The organism is Streptomyces sp. NBC_01017 (assembly GCF_045162795.1).
Taxonomy (GTDB): domain Bacteria; phylum Actinomycetota; class Actinomycetes; order Streptomycetales; family Streptomycetaceae; genus Streptomyces; species Streptomyces machairae.
In genome coordinates, this window is sequence record NZ_CP108683.1 from 4,060,131 (window position 1) to 4,078,364 (window position 18,234).

Annotated in this window: 16 protein-coding genes and 2 tRNA genes; 8 read left to right on the forward strand and 10 right to left on the reverse strand. The window is 69.7% G+C overall.

Features of this window, described 5'->3' with window-relative positions; all coding sequences use genetic code 11:
* Window positions 1-34 precede the first annotated feature (34 nt).
* Window positions 35-427 carry a CBS domain-containing protein gene (locus tag OG331_RS18320; protein WP_328423640.1) on the forward strand — a complete coding sequence of 131 codons (393 nt, stop codon included), beginning with the start codon at window positions 35-37 and terminating at the stop codon, window positions 425-427.
* 75 nt (window positions 428-502) lie between these two features.
* Here the strand turns inward: OG331_RS18320 and OG331_RS18325 are convergent, their stop codons facing one another.
* Window positions 503-2,005 (reverse strand): catalase, encoded by a 1,503-nt coding sequence (locus tag OG331_RS18325; protein WP_406197475.1) that lies wholly within the window; start codon window positions 2,003-2,005, stop codon window positions 503-505.
* 106 nt (window positions 2,006-2,111) lie between these two features.
* On the opposite strand from OG331_RS18325, the gene OG331_RS18330 reads away from it, so the two are divergent.
* From OG331_RS18330 to OG331_RS18345, 4 genes are all read left to right on the forward strand, one after another.
* Window positions 2,112-2,528, forward strand: coding sequence for a Fur family transcriptional regulator (locus OG331_RS18330; protein ID WP_406197477.1), 417 nt, complete (start codon window positions 2,112-2,114; stop codon window positions 2,526-2,528).
* 147 nt (window positions 2,529-2,675) lie between these two features.
* Window positions 2,676-3,443 (forward strand): ABC transporter ATP-binding protein, encoded by a 768-nt coding sequence (locus tag OG331_RS18335; RefSeq protein WP_406197480.1) that lies wholly within the window; start codon window positions 2,676-2,678, stop codon window positions 3,441-3,443.
* Complete coding sequence (locus OG331_RS18340) at window positions 3,440-4,303, forward strand: ABC transporter permease (RefSeq protein WP_406197482.1); 864 nt, start codon at window positions 3,440-3,442, stop codon at window positions 4,301-4,303. The genes OG331_RS18335 and OG331_RS18340 overlap by 4 nt, the downstream gene beginning before the upstream one ends.
* Window positions 4,300-5,448, forward strand: coding sequence for an ABC transporter substrate-binding protein (locus OG331_RS18345; RefSeq protein ID WP_406197484.1), 1,149 nt, complete (start codon window positions 4,300-4,302; stop codon window positions 5,446-5,448). The genes OG331_RS18340 and OG331_RS18345 overlap by 4 nt, the downstream gene beginning before the upstream one ends.
* Before the next feature lie 59 nt (window positions 5,449-5,507).
* Here OG331_RS18345 and OG331_RS18350 read toward each other — a convergent pair.
* From OG331_RS18350 to OG331_RS18365, 4 genes are all read right to left on the reverse strand, one after another.
* Window positions 5,508-5,581 (reverse strand) — tRNA-Met (locus OG331_RS18350).
* Between the two features lie 271 nt (window positions 5,582-5,852).
* On the reverse strand, window positions 5,853-7,784 hold the full coding sequence (locus OG331_RS18355; RefSeq protein WP_406197487.1) for a tetratricopeptide repeat protein: 1,932 nt from the start codon (window positions 7,782-7,784) through the stop codon (window positions 5,853-5,855).
* A 237-nt stretch (window positions 7,785-8,021) separates the two neighbouring features.
* Window positions 8,022-8,095: transfer RNA gene (locus OG331_RS18360), tRNA-Met, on the reverse strand.
* Window positions 8,096-8,152: 57 nt separating this feature from the next.
* A complete protein-coding gene (locus tag OG331_RS18365; protein ID WP_406210099.1) occupies window positions 8,153-11,110 on the reverse strand; it encodes a UPF0182 family protein in 2,958 nt (985 codons plus the stop codon).
* Window positions 11,111-11,274: 164 nt separating this feature from the next.
* On the opposite strand from OG331_RS18365, the gene OG331_RS18370 reads away from it, so the two are divergent.
* Entirely contained in the window at window positions 11,275-11,817 is a 543-nt protein-coding gene (locus OG331_RS18370; RefSeq protein WP_391393378.1) for a PPA1309 family protein, read from the forward strand.
* 128 nt (window positions 11,818-11,945) lie between these two features.
* On the opposite strand, the gene OG331_RS18375 is transcribed toward OG331_RS18370, so the two are convergent.
* The 4 genes from OG331_RS18375 to OG331_RS18390 form a co-directional block, all read right to left on the reverse strand.
* Entirely contained in the window at window positions 11,946-13,043 is a 1,098-nt protein-coding gene (locus tag OG331_RS18375) for a PDZ domain-containing protein (RefSeq protein WP_406197491.1), read from the reverse strand.
* Window positions 13,044-13,105: 62 nt separating this feature from the next.
* On the reverse strand, window positions 13,106-13,273 hold the full coding sequence (locus OG331_RS18380) for a hypothetical protein (RefSeq protein ID WP_328879431.1): 168 nt from the start codon (window positions 13,271-13,273) through the stop codon (window positions 13,106-13,108).
* A 141-nt stretch (window positions 13,274-13,414) separates the two neighbouring features.
* Window positions 13,415-13,876, reverse strand: coding sequence for a molybdenum cofactor biosynthesis protein MoaE (locus OG331_RS18385; protein WP_328879432.1), 462 nt, complete (start codon window positions 13,874-13,876; stop codon window positions 13,415-13,417).
* A gap of 88 nt (window positions 13,877-13,964) precedes the next feature.
* Window positions 13,965-15,083: an SDR family oxidoreductase gene (locus OG331_RS18390; RefSeq protein WP_406197495.1), complete on the reverse strand. Its 1,119-nt coding sequence runs from the start codon at window positions 15,081-15,083 to the stop codon at window positions 13,965-13,967.
* A 193-nt stretch (window positions 15,084-15,276) separates the two neighbouring features.
* Here OG331_RS18390 and OG331_RS18395 point away from each other — a divergent pair, with 193 nt between their 5' ends.
* Complete coding sequence (locus OG331_RS18395; RefSeq protein WP_406197498.1) at window positions 15,277-16,755, forward strand: zinc-dependent metalloprotease; 1,479 nt, start codon at window positions 15,277-15,279, stop codon at window positions 16,753-16,755.
* The gene (locus tag OG331_RS18400; RefSeq protein WP_406197501.1) at window positions 16,752-17,273 is read left to right on the forward strand and encodes an NUDIX hydrolase; all 522 of its coding nucleotides are present in this window, start codon (window positions 16,752-16,754) and stop codon (window positions 17,271-17,273) included. The genes OG331_RS18395 and OG331_RS18400 overlap by 4 nt, the downstream gene beginning before the upstream one ends.
* A 189-nt stretch (window positions 17,274-17,462) precedes the next feature.
* On the opposite strand, the gene OG331_RS18405 is transcribed toward OG331_RS18400, so the two are convergent.
* Entirely contained in the window at window positions 17,463-18,218 is a 756-nt protein-coding gene (locus OG331_RS18405; RefSeq protein WP_406197504.1) for an AIM24 family protein, read from the reverse strand.
* Between the last annotated feature and the right edge of the window lie 16 nt (window positions 18,219-18,234).

Genomic DNA, 18,234 nt, shown 5'->3' on the forward strand with positions numbered 1-18,234 from the left:
CGGTGCGGGGGCACTTCAGGAGGTGGCTCCATCCATGCTCGTACGTGACGCCATGAGCACCGTGGTCCTCACCATCGGCCCCACCCACACCCTTCGCCAGGCTGCCGCGCTGATGTCCGCTCGTCGGATCGGCGCGGCCGTGGTCCACGACCCCGATGCCGGCGGTATCGGCATCCTCACCGAACGCGACATCCTCAACTCCGTCGGCCTAGGACAGAACCCGGACGCCGAGCGCGCCCACGACCACACCACCAACAACGTCGTGTTCGCCGCCCCGTCATGGACCCTGGAGGAGGCGGCCCGCGCCATGGCGCACGGCGGCTTCCGGCATCTGATCGTCCTCGATCACGAGGAGCCCGTGGGCATCGTCTCGGTCCGCGACATCATCCGCTGCTGGGCACCCGTACGGCAGCACGTGCCCGCCTAGAACGCCGGACGGGCCGGGCCCACGGAGGAACCCGGCCCGCCGGCGACGGCAAGCGATCCAGTGCTGGTCGGTGTTTCAGCCGCGCAGGGCCTGGACCGCGGCCTCCAGCCGCTTGCCGAAGTCCTCGTCGGCCCGACGGAAGTTGCCGATCGCCCGCTCGGCGATGTCCTCGCGCGAGACCTGCGCGACGGCACCCGCCAGGTTGGCGATCAGGCGCTCCTTCTCGTCGTCCGACATCAGGCGGTAGAGGTTGCCCGCCTGCACGAAGTCGTCGTCCTCGGCATGCACGGGCGCCTCGTGGTTGCCCGTGCCGGCCGTGAAACCGGCGAACGGCTGCCACAGCGGACGGCCCGTCTGTGCCGGGCCGCCGAAGCTGTTCGGCTCGTAGTTCTTCGCGCCGCCGTGGCGGCCGTCGTACAGGAAGCCGTCGCGGGAGTTGGTGCGCGCCTCGGCGGCATGCGGGCGGTTCACCGGCAGGTGGTCGGCGTTGATGCCGACGCGGTAGCGGTGGGCGTCGCCGTACGCGAAGAGGCGGCCCTGGAGCATCTTGTCCGGGGACGGGCCGATGCCCGGCACGAAGTGGGCGGGGCTGAAGATCGACTGCTCGACCTCGGCGAAGACGTTCCGCGGGTTCCGGTTGAGCTCCAGCCTGCCGATCTCGATCGGCGGGTAGTCCTCGTGCGGCCACACCTTGGTGAGGTCGAACGGGTTGAAGCGGTACGTCGCCGCGTCCGCCGCCGGCATGATCTGCACCTGCACGGTCCAGCTCGGGAACTCGCCGCGCTCGATGGCCCGGCGCAGGTCACGCTGGTGGGAGTCGGGGTCCTCGCCGGCGAGCCTGTTGGCCTCGGCCTGGGTGAGGTTCCTGATCCCCTGGTCGGTCTTGAAGTGGTACTTGACCCAGAAGACCTCGCCGGCCTCGTTGTTCCACTGGTAGGTGTGCGAGCCGTAGCCGTTCATGTGGCGGTACGACGCCGGGATGCCGCGGTCGCCGAACAGCCAGGTCACCTGGTGCGTGGACTCGGGTGACAGGCTCCAGAAGTCCCAGACGTTGTCCGCCTTCTGGCTCCCCGTGTACGGGTCGCGCTTCTGGGTGTGGATGAAGTCCGGGAACTTGATGGCGTCCTTGATGAAGAACACCGGGGTGTTGTTGCCGACGAGGTCGTAGTTGCCCTCCTCGGTGTAGAACTTCAGCGCCCAGCCGCGCGGGTCGCGCACGGCGTCCGCCGCGCCCAGGCTGCCCGCCACCGTCGAGAAGCGCAGGAACGTCTCCGTCTGCTTGCCGACCTCGGAGAGGAAGGAGGCGCGCGTGTACGCGGTGACATCGGCGGTCACCGTGAAGGTGCCGTAGGCGCCGGCGCCGCGGGCGTGCACCACCCGCTCCGGGATGCGCTCCCGGTTGAAGTGGGCGAGCTTCTCCAACAGGAGCTGGTCCTGGACAAGGACCGGGCCGCCGACACCCGCGGTCTCGCTGTTCTGGTTGTCGGCTACCGGAGCACCGGCCTCCGTCGTGAGCGGTCCCTGGGTCACGTGCGCCTCCTGCGTTGGTACGAGCGACTCCGGCCGCTCCTGTCCCATGGGCCAAAGTCGATCTCGATCCTATCTTGGACTTTGTCTAAGTCAAGTCAGGCTCCAAAGTCACATCCATTCGGAAGCTGGTCCTCCTGCTGTTAAGGTGTTCTGCATGAGTGACCTTCTGGAACGGCTGCGCGGACGCGGATGGCGGATGACCGCGCAGCGGCGCGTCGTGGCCGAGGTGCTCGCCGGCGATCACGTCCACCTGACGGCCGACGAGGTGCACGCCCGGGCCGTCGCCAAGCTGCCCGAGATCTCCCGGGCGACCGTCTACAACACGCTGGGCGAGCTGGTCACCCTCGGCGAGGTGCTCGAGGTCTCCACCGACAAGCGCGCGAAGCGGTACGACCCGAACGCCCACCGGCCCCACCACCACCTGGTCTGCGCCCAGTGCGGTTCCATCCGGGACGTCCACCCGACGGGCAACCCGATGGCCGACCTCCCCGACTCCGAGCGCTTCGGCTTCACGGTGTCGGACGTCGAGATGACGTACCGCGGCGTCTGCCCGAACTGCGCGAAGGCCTAGCCGGCCACCTTCCCTGAGCCCCGGCACCCGTGAGTGCCGGGGCTTTGTGCTGCCCGGGTGCGGGCGGGCGGGGTTCCAGAATCTGACGGACCGTCATATGGTCAACGACACCCACACGTCCGTACCGCACTCCGCAAGGAGACAGAAGTGGGAGAGCCGTATCCCAAACTCAGAGCGAACGACCTGACCCGCGCCTTCGGCCGAACCCCCCACACCGTCCACGCCCTCGGCCCCCTCGATCTGACCGTCACCCCCGGCGAGTTCGTCTGTGTCGTCGGCCCCTCCGGCTGCGGCAAATCCACGCTGCTGCGCATCGCCGCCGGCCTGCTCCGCCCGAGCACCGGCACCCTGGAGATCCGTACATCCAGCAGCCGCCCGGCCGCCATGATCTTCCAGGACTACGGCATCTACGACTGGAAGTCGGTCCGCGCGAACGTCCGCTTCGGCCTGGACATCCAACGCGTCCCGCGGCGCGAGGCGAACGCCCGCGCCGACGACTGGCTGGCCCGCATGGGCCTGTCGGACTTCGCGGCCGCCTACCCGGCCACCCTCTCCGGCGGGATGCGCCAGCGCGTGGCGATCGCCCGGGCGCTGGCCGTGGAGCCCGAACTGCTGCTGATGGACGAGCCGTTCGCGGCGCTCGACGCCCAGCTGCGCACGATCCTCCAGGACGAACTCCTGGACATCACCCAGTCGCTGCGGACCACCACGCTCTTCATCACCCACAGCCTGGAGGAGGCGATCGTCCTCGGCGACCGGGTCCTGGTCATGTCCGCCCGCCCGGGCCGGATCATCGCCGAGCACCGCCCGCCGTTCGCGCGCCCACGCACCGGCGACATCCGCGCCACCCCCGAGTTCACGGCACTGAAGAGCGAGCTGTGGGACCTGCTGCGCAAGGAGGCGGTACCGGCATGACGACACTCGCGAAGCCGCCCGCCGAGTCGGTCCTGGTCCGCCGCCCCGGCCCGCAGGAACTGCACCCCGCACGCACCCACCGCCGCAGGCGCGCACTGGAGCTGTCGCTGGCGCTCGCCGTCCCCCTCTTCCTCCTCCTGCTGTGGCAACTGGCCGCGGCCCAGGCCTGGATCGACGACCGCGTCTACCCGGCCCCCTCCACGATCCTCGCCGACGGCTGGGACCGGGCAGCGGCCGGCGACCTGTGGCCGGACGTGTGGGCCACGCTGAAGCGCGTCCTCGCGGGGTACACGGCCGGCACGGCGGCGGGCTACGCCCTGGGCCTGCTGATGGGTTCCCTGTCTCTGATACGAGCGGCCCTGGAACCGCTCCTGGACGCCCTGTATGTCGTACCGAAGCTGGCCCTGCTCCCCATCTTCCTGAACATGTTCGGCCTGGGCGAGGGCCCACAGGTGGCCCTGGTGGCGGCCACGGTGTTCTTCTTCGTCTGGATCTCCACGATGTCCGCGGTGATGTCCATCCCCACCGGCCACCGCGACGCGGGCCAGGTCTTCGGCGCCTCGCGATGGCAGATGTTCCGCCACGTCCTGCTGCCCGCATCCCTCCCCGCCGTCCTGGTGGGCGCGCGTATCGCGGCGGGTGTGGCGGTCCTGGTCATCGTCGCGTCGGAGCAGATCGCCGCGACGAACGGCCTGGGCCATCTGATCTTCGATTCACGCGCGCTGTTCCAGAACGACGTGATGTTCGTCGGCATCGTCTGCGTCGCGATCCTCGGGGTCCTCTTCTCCGAACTGATCCGCTTCGCCGGCCGCCTGCTCACCCCCTGGGCACCGAGGGACCGAGGAAGGGGCCAGTCATGAAGCGGAGGACCACGCAACGATACGGCGCTGTCATGGCCGCCGCGGCACTGCTGGCGTCGGCGGCCTGCTCGTCCCCGTACGAGTCGGACTCCGCCTCGGACTCGGGCGGCGGGCAACGCACCATCCGCCCGGTGGAAGGCTGCGGCGACAAAGCCTGGACGGACCCGAAGGACCTCTCCCCGACCCGAACCCCGGCCCGCTGTCTCCCCGGCGCCCCTCCCCCACAGCCCGTGCGCGAGCCCCGCAAGCTGACGATCGCGACGGGCACGCTGAGCGCCGAGTACGTGGCTCCCCTGCAAGTCGCGCTCGACAAGGGCGAGTTCGAGAAGGAGGGCCTGGACGTCACGCTGAAGGTCCTGCCGACTCCGGATGCGCTCCCGCTCCTGGCCAAGGGCGACATCGATGCCCTGTGGGCGGCCCCGGAGGCGGCGGTCATGAACGGCATCAAGGGCGGCTTCGACATCAAGTGGGTCGCGGGGAACTTCTCACCCGACCCGAAGTCGAAGAGCGGCCTGTGGGTGCGCCTGAAGGAGGGCGAGAGCGCGAGCCGCGTCGCCATGGCCGGCCGCAAGCTGGGCACGATGATCGGCAAGGGATCGGTCATCGCGTACCCCATGGAGAAGGCCCTGGAGCAGCACGGCGGCGGCCTCGCCGACATCCAGTACCAGCAGTTGGGCTCGGCCGACGTCCTCACGGCCCTGCAGAACGGCGGCGTCGACTCGGCCTGGCTCCTGGACCCGGTCTGGCGCAAGGTGGACGGCCGGCAGGGCTACGCCTTCCTCGGCGGTCAGCCACCGGGCGAACCACTGGGCGGCATGCTGTACGGCCCCACGCTGCTCCAGGACGACGTGGACGCGGGAGTCGCCCTGGTCCGGGCCTACATCCGCACGGTGAACACGTACTTCGCGTCGGACTACAAGCAGGATGCGACCTTCGTCACCTACCTCGCCGAGCTCCTGAAGTCGGACGAGTCCATCCTGCGCTCCACCCCGCCACTCCGCATGGACTGGGAAATCCGCGCCCGTACGACGACCCGCCTGCAGTCGGCATACAAGGCCCAGGAAGTGGCCGAGGGAGACGCCCTCCCGGAGTCACGAACGGTGAACCGCACCCTGTACGAGGAGGCGGTGGGCCACAGGCCCTGACACACCCCGGGAAACACCTAGGGCCGGGACCCTTTCGGATCCCGGCCCTAGGCCTTCAGTAGCGGGGACAGGATTTGAACCTGCGACCTCTGGGTTATGAGCCCAGCGAGCTACCGAGCTGCTCCACCCCGCGTCGGTGAACTGAACATTACGTCAAGCATGCAGACAGAGGCAAATCGCTTGTCGATCAGCCTGCCTCGGCCCAGGCATTCCAGCCCGTCCGGCGTTTGAGGACGAGGCCCGTTCAGGGCCGAAGCGGGGGTCCGGGGGCGGCAGCCCCCGGGTACGGGAAGGGTAGGGGCGGCGGGGGCGACAACTCCCCGGGGGCAACCCCGACGCCGGCCACCCAGAAACCCACCCCGCTCCAGGCCGGCCCAGCCCGGCCAACCAAGCTCAGCGCAGCGTCACGCCGAGAGCTCCTCCCGCAGAGCGTCCCGCAACCGAGCCGCCCGCTCCGCAACCTCCCGAGGCCCAAGCGTCACGGCTCGATCAGCCCACCGCTTCCCCTCCGCCAGCTCCCCACGACGCGCGTAGACCAGAGCGAGCCGCAAAGCCGACCGCCCGTGCCCGGCGTCAGCCGCTCGCGTCCACCACACGGCCGCCTCCGGCTCACTCCCCTCCCGGGCCAGCAGCAGCCCCAGATTGAAGGCCCCGTTCCGAGAACCGGCCTCCGCGGCAGAGCGGTACCACCGAGCCGCCTCCACCACATCGCCCCGGGCCGCGGCGAGCATCCCCACCCGCACCTGCGCCCGCCGATGCCCCTGGGAGGCCGCCCGCTCGTACCACTCCTCGCACTCGGTCTTCTCGTGCGCCGGCTCCCCCAGCTCATGCTCGGGCTCCGGCGGACGCCGAGCATCCAGCACGGTCGCCAGCCGGTACGCGGCCTCCGCACTGCCGCCCCCGGCCGCACAGCGCAGATGGCGCTCGGCCGCGAACTCGTCCCCGTCCCGCAGCCGCGCGATCCCGACCTGCAGCGCCGCCTCCGTGTGACCGGCAGCAGCGGCACGCTCGTACCACCGCAGCGCGGCCCGCTCCTCGCCCCGCCCGGCGTGCAGGATCCCCAGGTTGAACGCGGCGTCCACGCTGCCCGCCTCCGCGGCCTTGGAGAACCACGGCTCGGCGCCCGTCGCGTCCCCGCCCTGGAGCAGCAGGATCGCCAGCGCGTTCGCCGCCTCGCGGTGCCCGGCGTATGCCGCCCGCCGGTACCACTGCTCGGCCTGCGAGGTCCGCCCCTGCTCGGCGCAGAGCAGCCCGAGGTTGTACGCGCCGTTGACATCGCCCGCGTCCATCGCGGCCCGGTACCACCGCTCGGCGGTCTGCGTCTGGCCACGCTCGGCGTGCAGCGCGCCCAGCGCGTTCGCCGCGTTGCCGTCGCCGTCCTGGGCGGCCCGCAGCCACCACACGGCGGCGCTCTCGGTGTCTCCCGCGTCCCGCAGCAGGAACCCGAGCGCGCAGGCGGCCCGCGCCTCCCCGTCCTTGGCGGACGTCAGATACCAGCGCCCGGCCTCCTTGAGCTCCCCGCGCTTCTCCAGGATCGCCCCGAGGTGCAGCGCGGCCCGGCGGTGCCCGCGCGCGGCGGCCTGCCGGTACCACTGCTCGGCCTCCGCCACCAGCGACTCGTCCGGCGCGACACCGTTGTCGAGTTCGTCCTCCCCCGCCCGCACCGCCTGCCGGTCGAGCGCGCGCGCCAGTCGGTACGCCGCCTCCCGGTGCCCGCGCTCCGCCGCGGCCCGCATCCACTGCTCGGCCGCGCCGTCGCTGCGGTGCTCCAGCAGATCGGCGAGCGCGTAGGCGCCCAGCGCGTGTCCCTGTTCGGCGGACTGCCGCAGCCAGTACTCGGCGGCAGGCTCGTCGCCCCGCTCGCGGTGATGGCGTCCCAGCGCGTGCGCGGCCGCGGCCGACCCGGCGACGGCGGCGATCCGCCACCAGCCGGCGGCCTCGTCGGCGTACCCGCGCTGGTGAAGAAGAACTCCCAGGTTGTTGGCTGCGGCCCGGTCACCGGCTGCGGTGGCGGCACGCAGATGAGCCTCGGCTCCGTCTAGATCCCCGCGGCGCAGCAGCATGGCCCCGAGGACGCTCATCGCCTCGACGTCCCCGCCCTCGGCGGCGAGCCGCTGCCGCGCCTCCTCGGCGGCGTCCCCGGTCTCGTCCTGGTCCGTCGGCCGGTCGAGCGCGAACTCGCCGTCCGACTGTGTGAGGTCGCTCACCTGCCGCGGGAGGTCACCCATCGGCTGCGAGGCACCGTCCGTGGACCGCACGAAATCGCCCGTCGGCTGCACAAAGTCGGCAGGCTGCACAAACCGCCCTGTCTCCAACAGAGTTGCCTTGTCCCCCATAACGTCCATCGTCGCACCACCTGCAACCTGGGTACACCTGGTATACCGCAGCCAGTGAGGTCACTTCAGCGTTTTGTCGACATGCCCACAGAGAGACAAGTCAAACACAGTTCCCCCAACTCCCCGAGGCGGCGCGGCCGTCCCGCCGTGCGGCACATGCGTTCGCACACGACGAAGGCCCGGATCCTCTTGAGGATCCGGGCCTTCGCTGTCGTACGAATTATTCGCCGACTTCAGTAGCGGGGACAGGATTTGAACCTGCGACCTCTGGGTTATGAGCCCAGCGAGCTACCGAGCTGCTCCACCCCGCGCCGTTGTTCTGCAACCGTATCACGGCGCGAGGTGGGCTATTCGATCAGCCGTCGTCCCTAACTGCCGCTGGGACTGCTGCTCGGCTTCGGACTGGAAGTCGGGCCCGCACTGTCGCCACCGCCGCCACCGCCGGAACCGCCGGTCCTGTCGGCCTGCGCCTGTGCGTCCTCGGCCCGCTTCAGCGCGTCCTCAAGATCCTTCTGCGCCGTGCCGTAGGCCTCCCAGTCGTTCTTCTTGAGAGCTTCCTGGCCGGCCTCGAAGGCGTCCTGGGCGTCGTTCAACGCCTCTTGGACCGTCGGGTTGGTGGACGTCGGCGGAGGTGTCGTACCGCCCTCCTGCTCACCCTCGTCCGGTGGCTCGGTGGTCGGGCCCTCCGCTCCGAAGACCTTGTTGAGGGCCTCGCCGAGCGTGTCCTCGAAGGCAGTGGTGCCGCCGTAGGACACCAACACCTTCCGCAGCAGCGGGTACTTGAGTCCGCCACCGCGCACATAGACCGGCTCGACATAGAGCAGTCCGCCGTCGAGCGGGACCGCCAGCAGGTTGCCGTACTCGACCTCCGAGTCGCCACCTCTCAGCAGCCTGATCGTCTCGGCGATGTTCTGCTCGGAGTTGAACTGGCTCTGGACCTGACTTGGGCCGTTGACCGTGGTGTTGGTCGGCAGTTTCAGAATTCTGATCTTGCCGTAGTCACTGGTGCCCGCCTCGGCGTCGACCGCCATGAAGGCACTGAGGTTGTCCCTGCCGTTCGGCGTCAACGTCGTCGTCAGCGAGAACGCCTGTGCCTTCTGGTCGGGCATCTTCATGCTCAGGTAGTACGGCGGCACTGCGCTGCCCGACTTGTTGGTCGGGTCGTCCGGCACCTGCCAGACCTCGCTGCCGCTGAGGAACGTCGTGGCGTCCTTCACGTGGTAGCGGGTGAGCAGCTCGCGCTGGACCTTGAACAGGTCCTGCGGGTAGCGCAGATGGTCCATCAGCGGCTTCGAGATCTCGCTCTTCGGCTTCACCGTGTCCGGGAACGCCTTCATCCAGGTCTTCAGGACCGGGTCCTTGGTGTCCCACTGGAAGAGCTTGACCTCACCGCTGTAGGCGTCGACCGTCGCCTTCACCGAGTTACGGATGTAGTTGACCTGGTTCTGCTGGGCCACCACCGCGCGCTGGTCGTTGGTGGCGGTCAGCGAGTCGGCCGTCGTATCACCGAGGGTGGTACGGGAGGAGTACGGATAGCCGTTCGTCGTCGTGTAGGCGTCGACGATCCACTGGATACGGCCGTCCACGACCGCCGGATAGGCGTCACCGTCGATGGTCAGCCACGGGGCCACCGCCTCGACGCGCTCCTTGGGCGTGCGGTTGTACAGGATGCGCGAACCGTCGCCGATCGCACCCGAGTACAGGATCTGCGGCTCGCCGAACGCCACCGCGTACGCGGCCCGGTTGACCGGGTTGGAGAGACTGACCCCGCTGTCGGCCTTGTAGCTGTAGGTCTTCTCACCGCTGTCGTCGGAGTAGTCGATCTCCTTCTGGGGACCGCCGACGATCGAGTACATGGTGGTCTTCTCGCCGTAGTAGACCCGCTGCTCGTACGTCCCGAGGTCGCCCTTGGACGGCAGGTCGGACTCGGTGAAGTCCGGTCGGCCCTGGGCGTCGGCGTTGGTGCCCTCGGCGGCGACCACGCCGTAGCCGTGGGTGTAACGGAAGTGGTCGTTGATCCAGTTGCGCTTCGGGATGCCGTTGAGGTTGATCTCGCGCAGACCGATGACCGTGTCCTGGTCCTTGCCGTCCTTGGCGTACCGGTCGACGTCCAGGTTGGTCGGGAACGCGTAGTAGTTCCTGATCTGCTGGAGCTGCTGGAAGGTCGGCGACACGATGTTCGGGTCCAAGATCCGGATGCTCGCCGTGGCGTCCACGTCGTCGCGCAGCTTGGTCTTGTCCTCGGTCTTGCTCGTGCCGGGGTACTCGGTGACCTTGGTGCCGTCGATGCCGTACGCGTCGCGCGTCGCCTTGAGGTTCTTCTCGACGTACGGCGCTTCCTTGGCCTGCTCGTTGGGCTGGACCTGGAACTTCTGCACGATCGCCGGGTACAGGCCGCCGATGAGGATCGCCGAGAGCACCATCAGGCCGAAGCCGATGACGGGCAGCTGCCAGGTGCGCCGCCACAGCGTGGCGAAGAACAGCAGCGCGCAGATGACGGCGATGCAGAACAGGATCGTCTTGGCCGGCAGATACGCGTTGGCGTCGACGTACCTCAGACCGGTCCAGTTGTCGGTCGCCTTGAAGTCACTGGACTTCACCGCGAGCCCGTACCGGTCGAGCCAGTACGCGACGGCCTTCAGGGCGACGAAGATGCCGATGAGGACCGACAGATGGCCGGTCGCCGCGGCCGTGGCACGCGCGCCCGGGCTGGTGATGCGCAGCCCGCCGTACAGGTAGTGGGTGAGCGCGGCGGCGATCACGGAGAGGATCGCGGCGGCGAAGCCGAAGCCGAGCAGGAACCGGTACCAGGGCAGGTCGAAGGCGTAGAAGCCGACGTCGAGGTGGAACTGCGGGTCCTTCTCGCCGAACGGAACGCCGTTGACCCACATCAGCCAGGTCCGCCACTGGCTGGAGGCGGAGGCACCGGCGATCAGGCCGACCAGCGCGGTGATCGCCAGCAGCAGCCACTTCTTGTAGGGCGCGATGCCCATGCGGTAGCGGTCGAGGCTCTGCTGCTCCATCGACATGGCGCTCAGCGGCGGGCGCAGCCGGTGCGCCAGCCAGATGTTGAACCCGACCGCGAGGGCCATCAACAGACCGAAGACGAAGAAGAGTCCGATCTTCGTCCACAGCGTGGTCGTGAACACCGAGGAGTAGTTCACCGACCGGTACCAGAGCCAGTCCGTCCAGAAGCCCGCGAACATGGTGAAGGCCATGCCGAGGACGGCGAGGACGCCCAGTGTCATGAGCAGCGTCCGGACACGCCGGGACGGGCGGCCCACTCTGATCCGTGGCCCGGTCGGGCCTCCACCGCGGTCCGGCATCTGGAAAGCCAAGGTTCGCACCCCGAGGTTCGCTGTTGATCCGTCAGACCCGCGTCTTCGTGGGCCCTACGTGGCCCCCCGTGATCGCGGGCCCACACCTATGCAACTTACTCACGCTTTACTCAGTTCCCGATTCCGGCCGGGAACGAGGCAGGATTGTGACCATGTCCAACACTCCCATGGCGGCGAGCCCGCTGACCCGGGCCGTTCTCGAGATCGACGAGTACGCCTCCGGCCTCGGCTGGGACCAGCCCGCCCGCCTCTTCGCCCTCGTAGACACCGCACGGCTGCGGGCCCAGGAACCCGGCCTCGCCGCCCAGCTCGGCCTGGGGGACGAGCAGGAGTCCTCCGGCCTGACCCCGATCGAGCAGGACGAAATTGAAACGGGCAAGGCGCTCGATGAGTTCCTCGCCACGATCGCCTGGCCCGACGCGGTGGCCGGCTGCGCGCTCACGGTCGAGCGTCTCATGTTGCCCCCGTCCGCCGAGACCCAGGTCCCGCAGGGCCTGAGCGACGCCAAGCTCGCGAAGTGGGTGGCGGACCACCCCGAGCGCCAGGAGGTCCGCATGACGGTCGCGGTCCTGCGCGACGGCGCCCGCGAATCGGCCCTGCGCCTGCGCGAGAAGGACACCCCGACGGAGGTCCTCACCGGCCCGGACCTGATCCCGGGACTCGCGGAGGCCCTGGCGGCGACGTTCGCCGACTGAGGTCCTGCGGCACGACGGTCCGGTACGGCGGCGGGATCTCGAACGGCAGTGGGGGCGCCCGGAAGGGAAGGGCGCCCCCACTGCCGTATTCGAGGTTCGTCGCCACTGACGTACTCGAGGTTCGTCGTTCAGTCCTTGGTCGTGCACTTCGGCAGGTCGGCCGTGTCGCCGGAGCGGATGTCCTTCAGGGCGCCGAGGGCGTCGTCGATGGTGCCGACCTTGACCAGGGTGAGGCCGCTGGGGACGTCACGGGCGGCCGTCGCGCAGTTGTCGGCCGGCGTGAGGAAGTACTGGGCGCCCTTTTCACGTGCGCCGACGGTCTTCATCTCGATACCGCCGATGGGGCCGATCTTGCCGGCGTCGTCGATGGTGCCGGTGCCGGCGACGAACTTGCCGCCGGTCAGGCTGCCCGGGGTGAGCTTGTCGTAGAGCCCGAGCGCGAACATCAGACCCGCGCTGGGGCCGCCGACGTCGGCGAGCTTGATGTCGATGGTGAACGGGAAGGTGTGGTCGGTCCCGGCGGAGATCCCGACGACGGCGCGCTTCTCGCCGCTGTCGTCGGACTCGGCGGTCCTGATCGTGACCTTCTCGGTCTTCGTCGGCGTCCGGCGCTCCTTCTCGGCGGCGACCTGTTCCTTGGCCGGCACGATCGTGAAGACGACGTCCTGGCCCGGCTTGTGCTTGGTCACCAGCTCGGCGACGTCGGCGGGCTCCTTCACCGTCGTACCGTCGACGGACTTGATCACGTCACCGGCGTGCAGCTTGCCCTCGGCGGGCGTCCCCTTGACCACGGTCGAGACGATCACCCAGCTCTGCACCGGGATGTCCAGTGCCTTCAGGGCGGCGACCTTGGCGCTCTCCTGGGACTGGCTGAACTCCTCGGCGTTCTCCTGGGTGGACTGCTCCTCGGTCTTGCCGTCCGGGTAGAGGGTGTCGTGCGGCACGACCTTGTTGTCATGCGCCAGCCACCCGTAGACGGCCTCCACCAGGTTCATCCTGTAGTCGGCGCTGGTGACCCGGACGGTGGTCATGTTGAGATGCCCGGTCGTCGGGTAGGTCTTGCGACCGTCGACCTGCAGCACCGGCTCGCCATCATGATCGCCGAGGGTGTTCACCGTCGGCCCGGGCGACATCTCCGCGTACGGCACGGGGATGAAGACTCCCGCGCACAGGAGCGCGATCAGCATCAGGGTGGAGGCGAGCATCGTCGCGGTGCGGCGTGGCATGCCACGACAGTACGTGACACGTCTGTCAGTGCCCCGTCAGGGCCGCATACCCGCCCCCACGATCACGTGTGGGAGGAGGACCTCTTCTCCATGGCCTCGCGGAACCGGGCATACCCGTCGAGCTCGGGCCCGTCGCCCCGTGCCTTGCGGGTCCGGTTGGCCCAACTGCCCCACAGGCCGGCGCCGATCGCAGCCGCGAGCGGAATGAGCAACCAGGCGAGTGCCGCCATGCCGTCCTCCCATCCCCAATGAGCGACCGCAACTGACTGATCAGCAGATTAACCACTGGCACTGACAACGCTCACGTCAGGGGTGCGGTTACGCAACCGGAGTGGGGTGGACGGGTTCCGTCGGGCCGGTTCCGGGACGGTTCAGCAGGCGCCGACCCATTCCTCGGTGCCGTCGGAGAACTTCTGGTGCTTCCAGATCGGCACCTCGTGCTTGAGGTCGTCGATCAGCTTCCGGCACGCCTCGAAGGCTTCCCCGCGATGCGGACAGGAGACGGCGACGACGACTGCGAGGTCCCCGACCCTGAGGTCTCCGACCCGGTGCACGGCCGCGAGCGCCCGCACCGGATACTCGGCGACGACCTTCTCGGCGACGCGCCGCATCTCGGCCTCGGCGCTCGGGTGGCAGGAGTACCCGAGCTCATCCACGTCGGCACCCCCGTCGTGGTTGCGCACGGTCCCGGCGAAGAGCGCGATACCGCCGGCGGCGTCGTCCCCGACGAGCCGGAAGACCTCGTCCACGGAGAGCGGCGCATCGCGGATCGCGAGCAGCTTGATGGGGTCCTGCGCGGCCTGCTCACCGGGGTGGTCATGGGTGGGTGCCATGCCCCCATCGTGCACCAGGTCACCGGCACCGGGGAATTGCCGATTCGCCCGGCACACGTGTGTGGAGGTTTGGAGGGTCGTACGGACCTCAGATCCGCCGCCGGGCCTTCCGTGCCCTGCGCACCACGGCCGCCGCGCCCAGCAGGGCCACCGTCGCTCCCGCGGCGCCGGCCGCCGTGGCGTCCTTGCGTCCGAGCCGCCGCCCGGCGACCGTGTGCCTGCCGGAGACCTCTGCCAGAAGCTCCGCAAGCACTTCCTCGTTGGTCCACTGCGGCCGCCACCCGGCGTCATGGAGCCGGCTCCCGCTCACGACCCAGGGATACATCGTGTACGCCAGGTCACCGGCCGGGGAGGGCGTCAGTCCGATCCGGTGCAGCCGGGCCGCCGCGCCCAGCGCGACCGCCGACGGAAGCTCCATACGGCGGATCCCGCTGAGCTCCTCGACCTCCTCCTGCTCCAGCCAGCCGTCGCAGCCGACCGCGAGTTCCCCGTCGACCTTCTCCAGGACGGCGTACTCCAGGGCGCTGCACAGATCCTCGACATGACAGAACTGCCAGGCCGGCCGGGAACCGGCGACGACGAGCAGCCGGGGTGACTCGAAGTACCTGGTCAGCGCGGTGTCCGTGCCGCCCACGAGCACTGCGGGCCGGACAACGGTGACATTAAGTCCCGGGTGGGCCCGGGGCGCCCTTCGCGCGAGGCGCTCGATCTCCAGCAGATCCCCGACCCCGGTGGCCTCCGCCGTCGCCCGCAGCTCCGCGTCCTCGGACAGCGGCAGCTCGTTCTCCGGCAGCGCCCCGTAGACCATCGCGGACGTGCACAGCACGACCCGATGGATCCCGGCCGCCGCCGCGGCGGTCAGAACGGTCTGCGTCCCCCGAACGTTGTATGCCGTCCGGGCGGCGGAATCCGTCTCCAGATCCAGGTCGAGCGCCAGGTGTACGACCACGTCGGCGCCCCGCAGCTTGTCCGCGATGGCCGGGTCCCGCACGTCCAGGATGTGCCACTGCGCCGCCGCGCACTCGCCGCGCCGCTCGTCGATGGCGATGACCTGCTTGACCTCGTCCGACGCGACCAGCCGCTCCGTGAGCAGGGCGCCGATGCCGGACGCGGCACCGGTCACCGCGACGACGGGGCCGCGCACGCCGCGCGCGGGAGGGGTTGACTGGTTTCGCGCTGCGCGAACCTGCGGATCAGGGGAACTCACCGGGCGTCTCCAGCGGTTGTCTTCAGTACGGACGCGAGTGACGCGTACGTACCAGGTGGCATCCATCCTGCCGCAGGCCAAGAGTCGGCGAAGCACCGAGGCCCGAACGGCTCGCGGTGTCTACGCTGGGTGGTGTTATCGGGCAGTCGCGCCGCCGGTGCCAAACCGGTGGCCTTACCAGCCGAGGAATCCCGTGAGTGACACCCCATTCGGATTCGGCCTTCCGCCGGAGGAGCCGGACGACGGCGACGAGGGCAAGAAGAAGGACCAGCAGAGCGGTGGTGGTCAGGGCCCGGCCAACCCGTTCGGTTTCGGCGGGCTGCCCGGAGCCGGTGGCTTCGGTGGCACCGGTGCCGACAATCCGTTCGCTGCCATGTTCGGTTCCCTGAACCCCACCGACCTGGGCGCCGCGTTCCAGCAGCTGGGCCAGATGCTCTCCTACGAGGGCGGCCCGGTGAACTGGGACATGGCCAAGCAGATCGCCCGCCAGACGGTCTCCCAGGGCACCGCGGACGGCACGAAGGACGCGAGCGTCGGCCCCGCCGAGCGCAACGCGGTTCAGGAAGCCGTCCGCCTGGCCGACCTGTGGCTCGACGACGCGACGGCGCTGCCGTCCGGCGCGGGCTCCGCGGTGGCGTGGTCCCGCGCGGAGTGGGTCGAGGCGACCCTGCCCGCGTGGCAGGAGCTCGTCGACCCGGTGGCCGAGCGCGTCGGCACCGCCATGGGTGACGTCCTGCCGGAGGAGATGCAGGCCATGGCCGGCCCGCTCATCGGCATGATGCGTTCGATGGGCGGCGCCATGTTCGGCACGCAGATCGGGCAGGCCGTCGGCGTGCTCGCGGGCGAGGTCGTCGGCTCCACCGACATCGGTCTGCCGCTCGGCCCCGTGGGCAAGGCCGCGCTGCTGCCGATCAACATCGAGACGTTCGGCAAGGACCTGGGCGTGCCCAAGGAGGAGGTGCGGCTGTACATCGCCCTGCGCGAGGCGGCCCACCAGCGCCTGTTCGCGCACGTGCCGTGGCTGCGCTCGCACCTGTTCGGCGCAGTCGACGGCTACGCGCGCGGGATCAAGGTCGACACGGCCAAGCTTGAGGACGTGGTCGGGCAGTTCGATCCACAGAACCCGGAGCAGCTGCAGGACGCCCTCCAGCAGGGCATGTTCCAGCCGGAGGACACGCCGGAGCAGAAGGCGGCTCTGGCCCGTCTGGAGACGGCTCTGGCGCTCGTCGAGGGCTGGGTCGACGCGGTGGTCCATGCGGCCGCGAAGCCCCGTCTGTCGTCCGCTGACGCCCTGCGTGAGACGCTGCGGCGCCGGCGCGCCTCGGGCGGCCCGGCGGAGCAGACCTTCGCCACGCTGATCGGCCTGGAACTGCGCCCGCGCCGTCTGCGTGATGCCTCCCGTCTGTGGGCCTCTCTCACGGACGCACACGGTGTCGACGGCCGTGACGCCCTGTGGGCCCACCCGGACATGCTGCCGACGGCCTCCGACCTGGACGACCCGGACGGCTTCGTGCACCGCGAGCAGATCGACTTCTCCGAGCTGGACAAGATGCTCGGCGAGGCCGCGGGCGGATCCACCGGGAAGCCGAACCTGAAGAAGGACGACGACGCCAAGGACGACGACAGCAAGGGCGACGCCCCGGGCGACTCCAAGGGCGACGACACCGAGTGAGCCTGTACGACGACGCGGTCCTCGTGCTGAAGGGCTACGAGGACCAGCCGGAGCTGCGCCAGACCTACCTGGAGCATCTGGAGGCACACCCGGACGGCATGTGGAAAGCCTGCGGTGACGGGCACATCACCGCGAGCGCGCTGGTGATCGACCCGTCGCACGGGCGTGTGCTGCTCACCCTGCACAAGAAATTGCGCATGTGGTTGCAGATGGGCGGCCACTGCGAGTCGGCCGACGGCACGCTGGCCGCGGCCGCCCTGCGCGAAGCGACCGAGGAGTCGGGCATCGCGGGGCTGACCCTGCTGCCCGGCGGCCCCGTCCGCCTGGACCGGCACCACACCCCGTGCACGTGGCACCTCGACGTCCAGTACGCGGCACTGGCTCCGGCCGGAGCCGTGGAGGCCATCAGTGACGAGTCCCTCGACCTGCGCTGGTTCGCCTACGACGAGGTGGCGGAGGTGGCCGACGACTCGGTCGTACGCCTGCTGGAGGCGACACGGGCGAGGCTCGCGGCCTGAGATTTGGGTGAGGGGCGACCGCGCTGGCGGTCGCCCCTCACGTCTGCTTCCGGGCGGTGGGCCGCGCCCCAGTAAGGGGCGCGGGGAACTGCGCGACCAGCCGCATACGGCCCGCGGCCACATACGGCCAGCGGCCGGAAGCAGCCCACGGCCCCCGAAGCCCCTCGCTCGGCCCAATCGGCGGAGCGATCAGCTCCAGACGTTGCCCTGGTTCTGGCCTCGCGCTCCCTGCTGGCCCATGCCGTACTGCGCGGCAAGGCCCGATCCGACCTGGGCGTTCTGCGGCGGCAGCAGCTCGCTGGGCTGGACGATCGCGTAACCGCTGCCCATGAAGCTGAGCTCCCAGCCCTCACCGGTGCTGCCGCGGCGCCGCCACACTCCGGAGGAGTGCGTCTGGGCCTGCATCTGGACGCGCAGCCCGGTCGACCAGGCGACGATCGCGTCGGCGTCGCAGTTGACGTACTTGTCGGGCGTCACCTGCATCATCAGCGGCATGCCCGAGGTCATCAGAGCGACCTTGCCGCGGCCGGTGATGTTGAGCTGGTACTTCCCGGAGCCGGAGATGCCGTAGAGGCTGTCGACGGCGATGACCTCGTGGTGCAGCGACGAGTCCATCGCCAGCACGTAGCTGCTGTCGACGGTCAGGCCGTCCTGCTCCACGTCCACCATGTGCACGTGCTGCTTGAGGTTGGCGAGGTAGACCGTGCCCTGCCCGTGGCAGCGCATCAGGTCGAGGCCCTCGCCGGTGTGCGCACGCGCGCGTCCCTGCTGGTTGCTCTGGAATTCGGCGTCGAACTCGACCAGGCCCTGATAGGCGACCATGGTCCCCTTGCGGGCGAGGATGTCGTCGTGGCCCTCCAGGCCGACGCGGAGCATCTGCTTGTTCTGCAGGCTCCAGCGCTCCTGGGTCTGCTGGTCGTTGTAGGCGAAAAGCGGACTCTGCATGGCGTTCTTGCTCCCC

Bases quoted from the DNA above. Each gene is read 5' to 3' on its own strand.
- OG331_RS18320 (WP_328423640.1), top strand. From the start codon at position 35: ATGCTCGTACGTGACGCCATGAGCACCGTGGTCCTCACCATCGGCCCC.
- OG331_RS18325 (WP_406197475.1), bottom strand. From the start codon at position 2,005: ATGGGACAGGAGCGGCCGGAGTCGCTCGTACCAACGCAGGAGGCGCAC.
- OG331_RS18330 (WP_406197477.1), top strand. From the start codon at position 2,112: ATGAGTGACCTTCTGGAACGGCTGCGCGGACGCGGATGGCGGATGACC.
- OG331_RS18340 (WP_406197482.1), top strand. From the start codon at position 3,440: ATGACGACACTCGCGAAGCCGCCCGCCGAGTCGGTCCTGGTCCGCCGC.
- OG331_RS18345 (WP_406197484.1), top strand. From the start codon at position 4,300: ATGAAGCGGAGGACCACGCAACGATACGGCGCTGTCATGGCCGCCGCG.
- OG331_RS18355 (WP_406197487.1), bottom strand. From the start codon at position 7,784: ATGGGGGACAAGGCAACTCTGTTGGAGACAGGGCGGTTTGTGCAGCCT.
- OG331_RS18365 (WP_406210099.1), bottom strand. From the start codon at position 11,110: ATGCCGGACCGCGGTGGAGGCCCGACCGGGCCACGGATCAGAGTGGGC.
- OG331_RS18370 (WP_391393378.1), top strand. From the start codon at position 11,275: ATGTCCAACACTCCCATGGCGGCGAGCCCGCTGACCCGGGCCGTTCTC.
- OG331_RS18375 (WP_406197491.1), bottom strand. From the start codon at position 13,043: ATGCCACGCCGCACCGCGACGATGCTCGCCTCCACCCTGATGCTGATC.
- OG331_RS18380 (WP_328879431.1), bottom strand. From the start codon at position 13,273: ATGGCGGCACTCGCCTGGTTGCTCATTCCGCTCGCGGCTGCGATCGGC.
- OG331_RS18385 (WP_328879432.1), bottom strand. From the start codon at position 13,876: ATGGCACCCACCCATGACCACCCCGGTGAGCAGGCCGCGCAGGACCCC.
- OG331_RS18405 (WP_406197504.1), bottom strand. From the start codon at position 18,218: ATGCAGAGTCCGCTTTTCGCCTACAACGACCAGCAGACCCAGGAGCGC.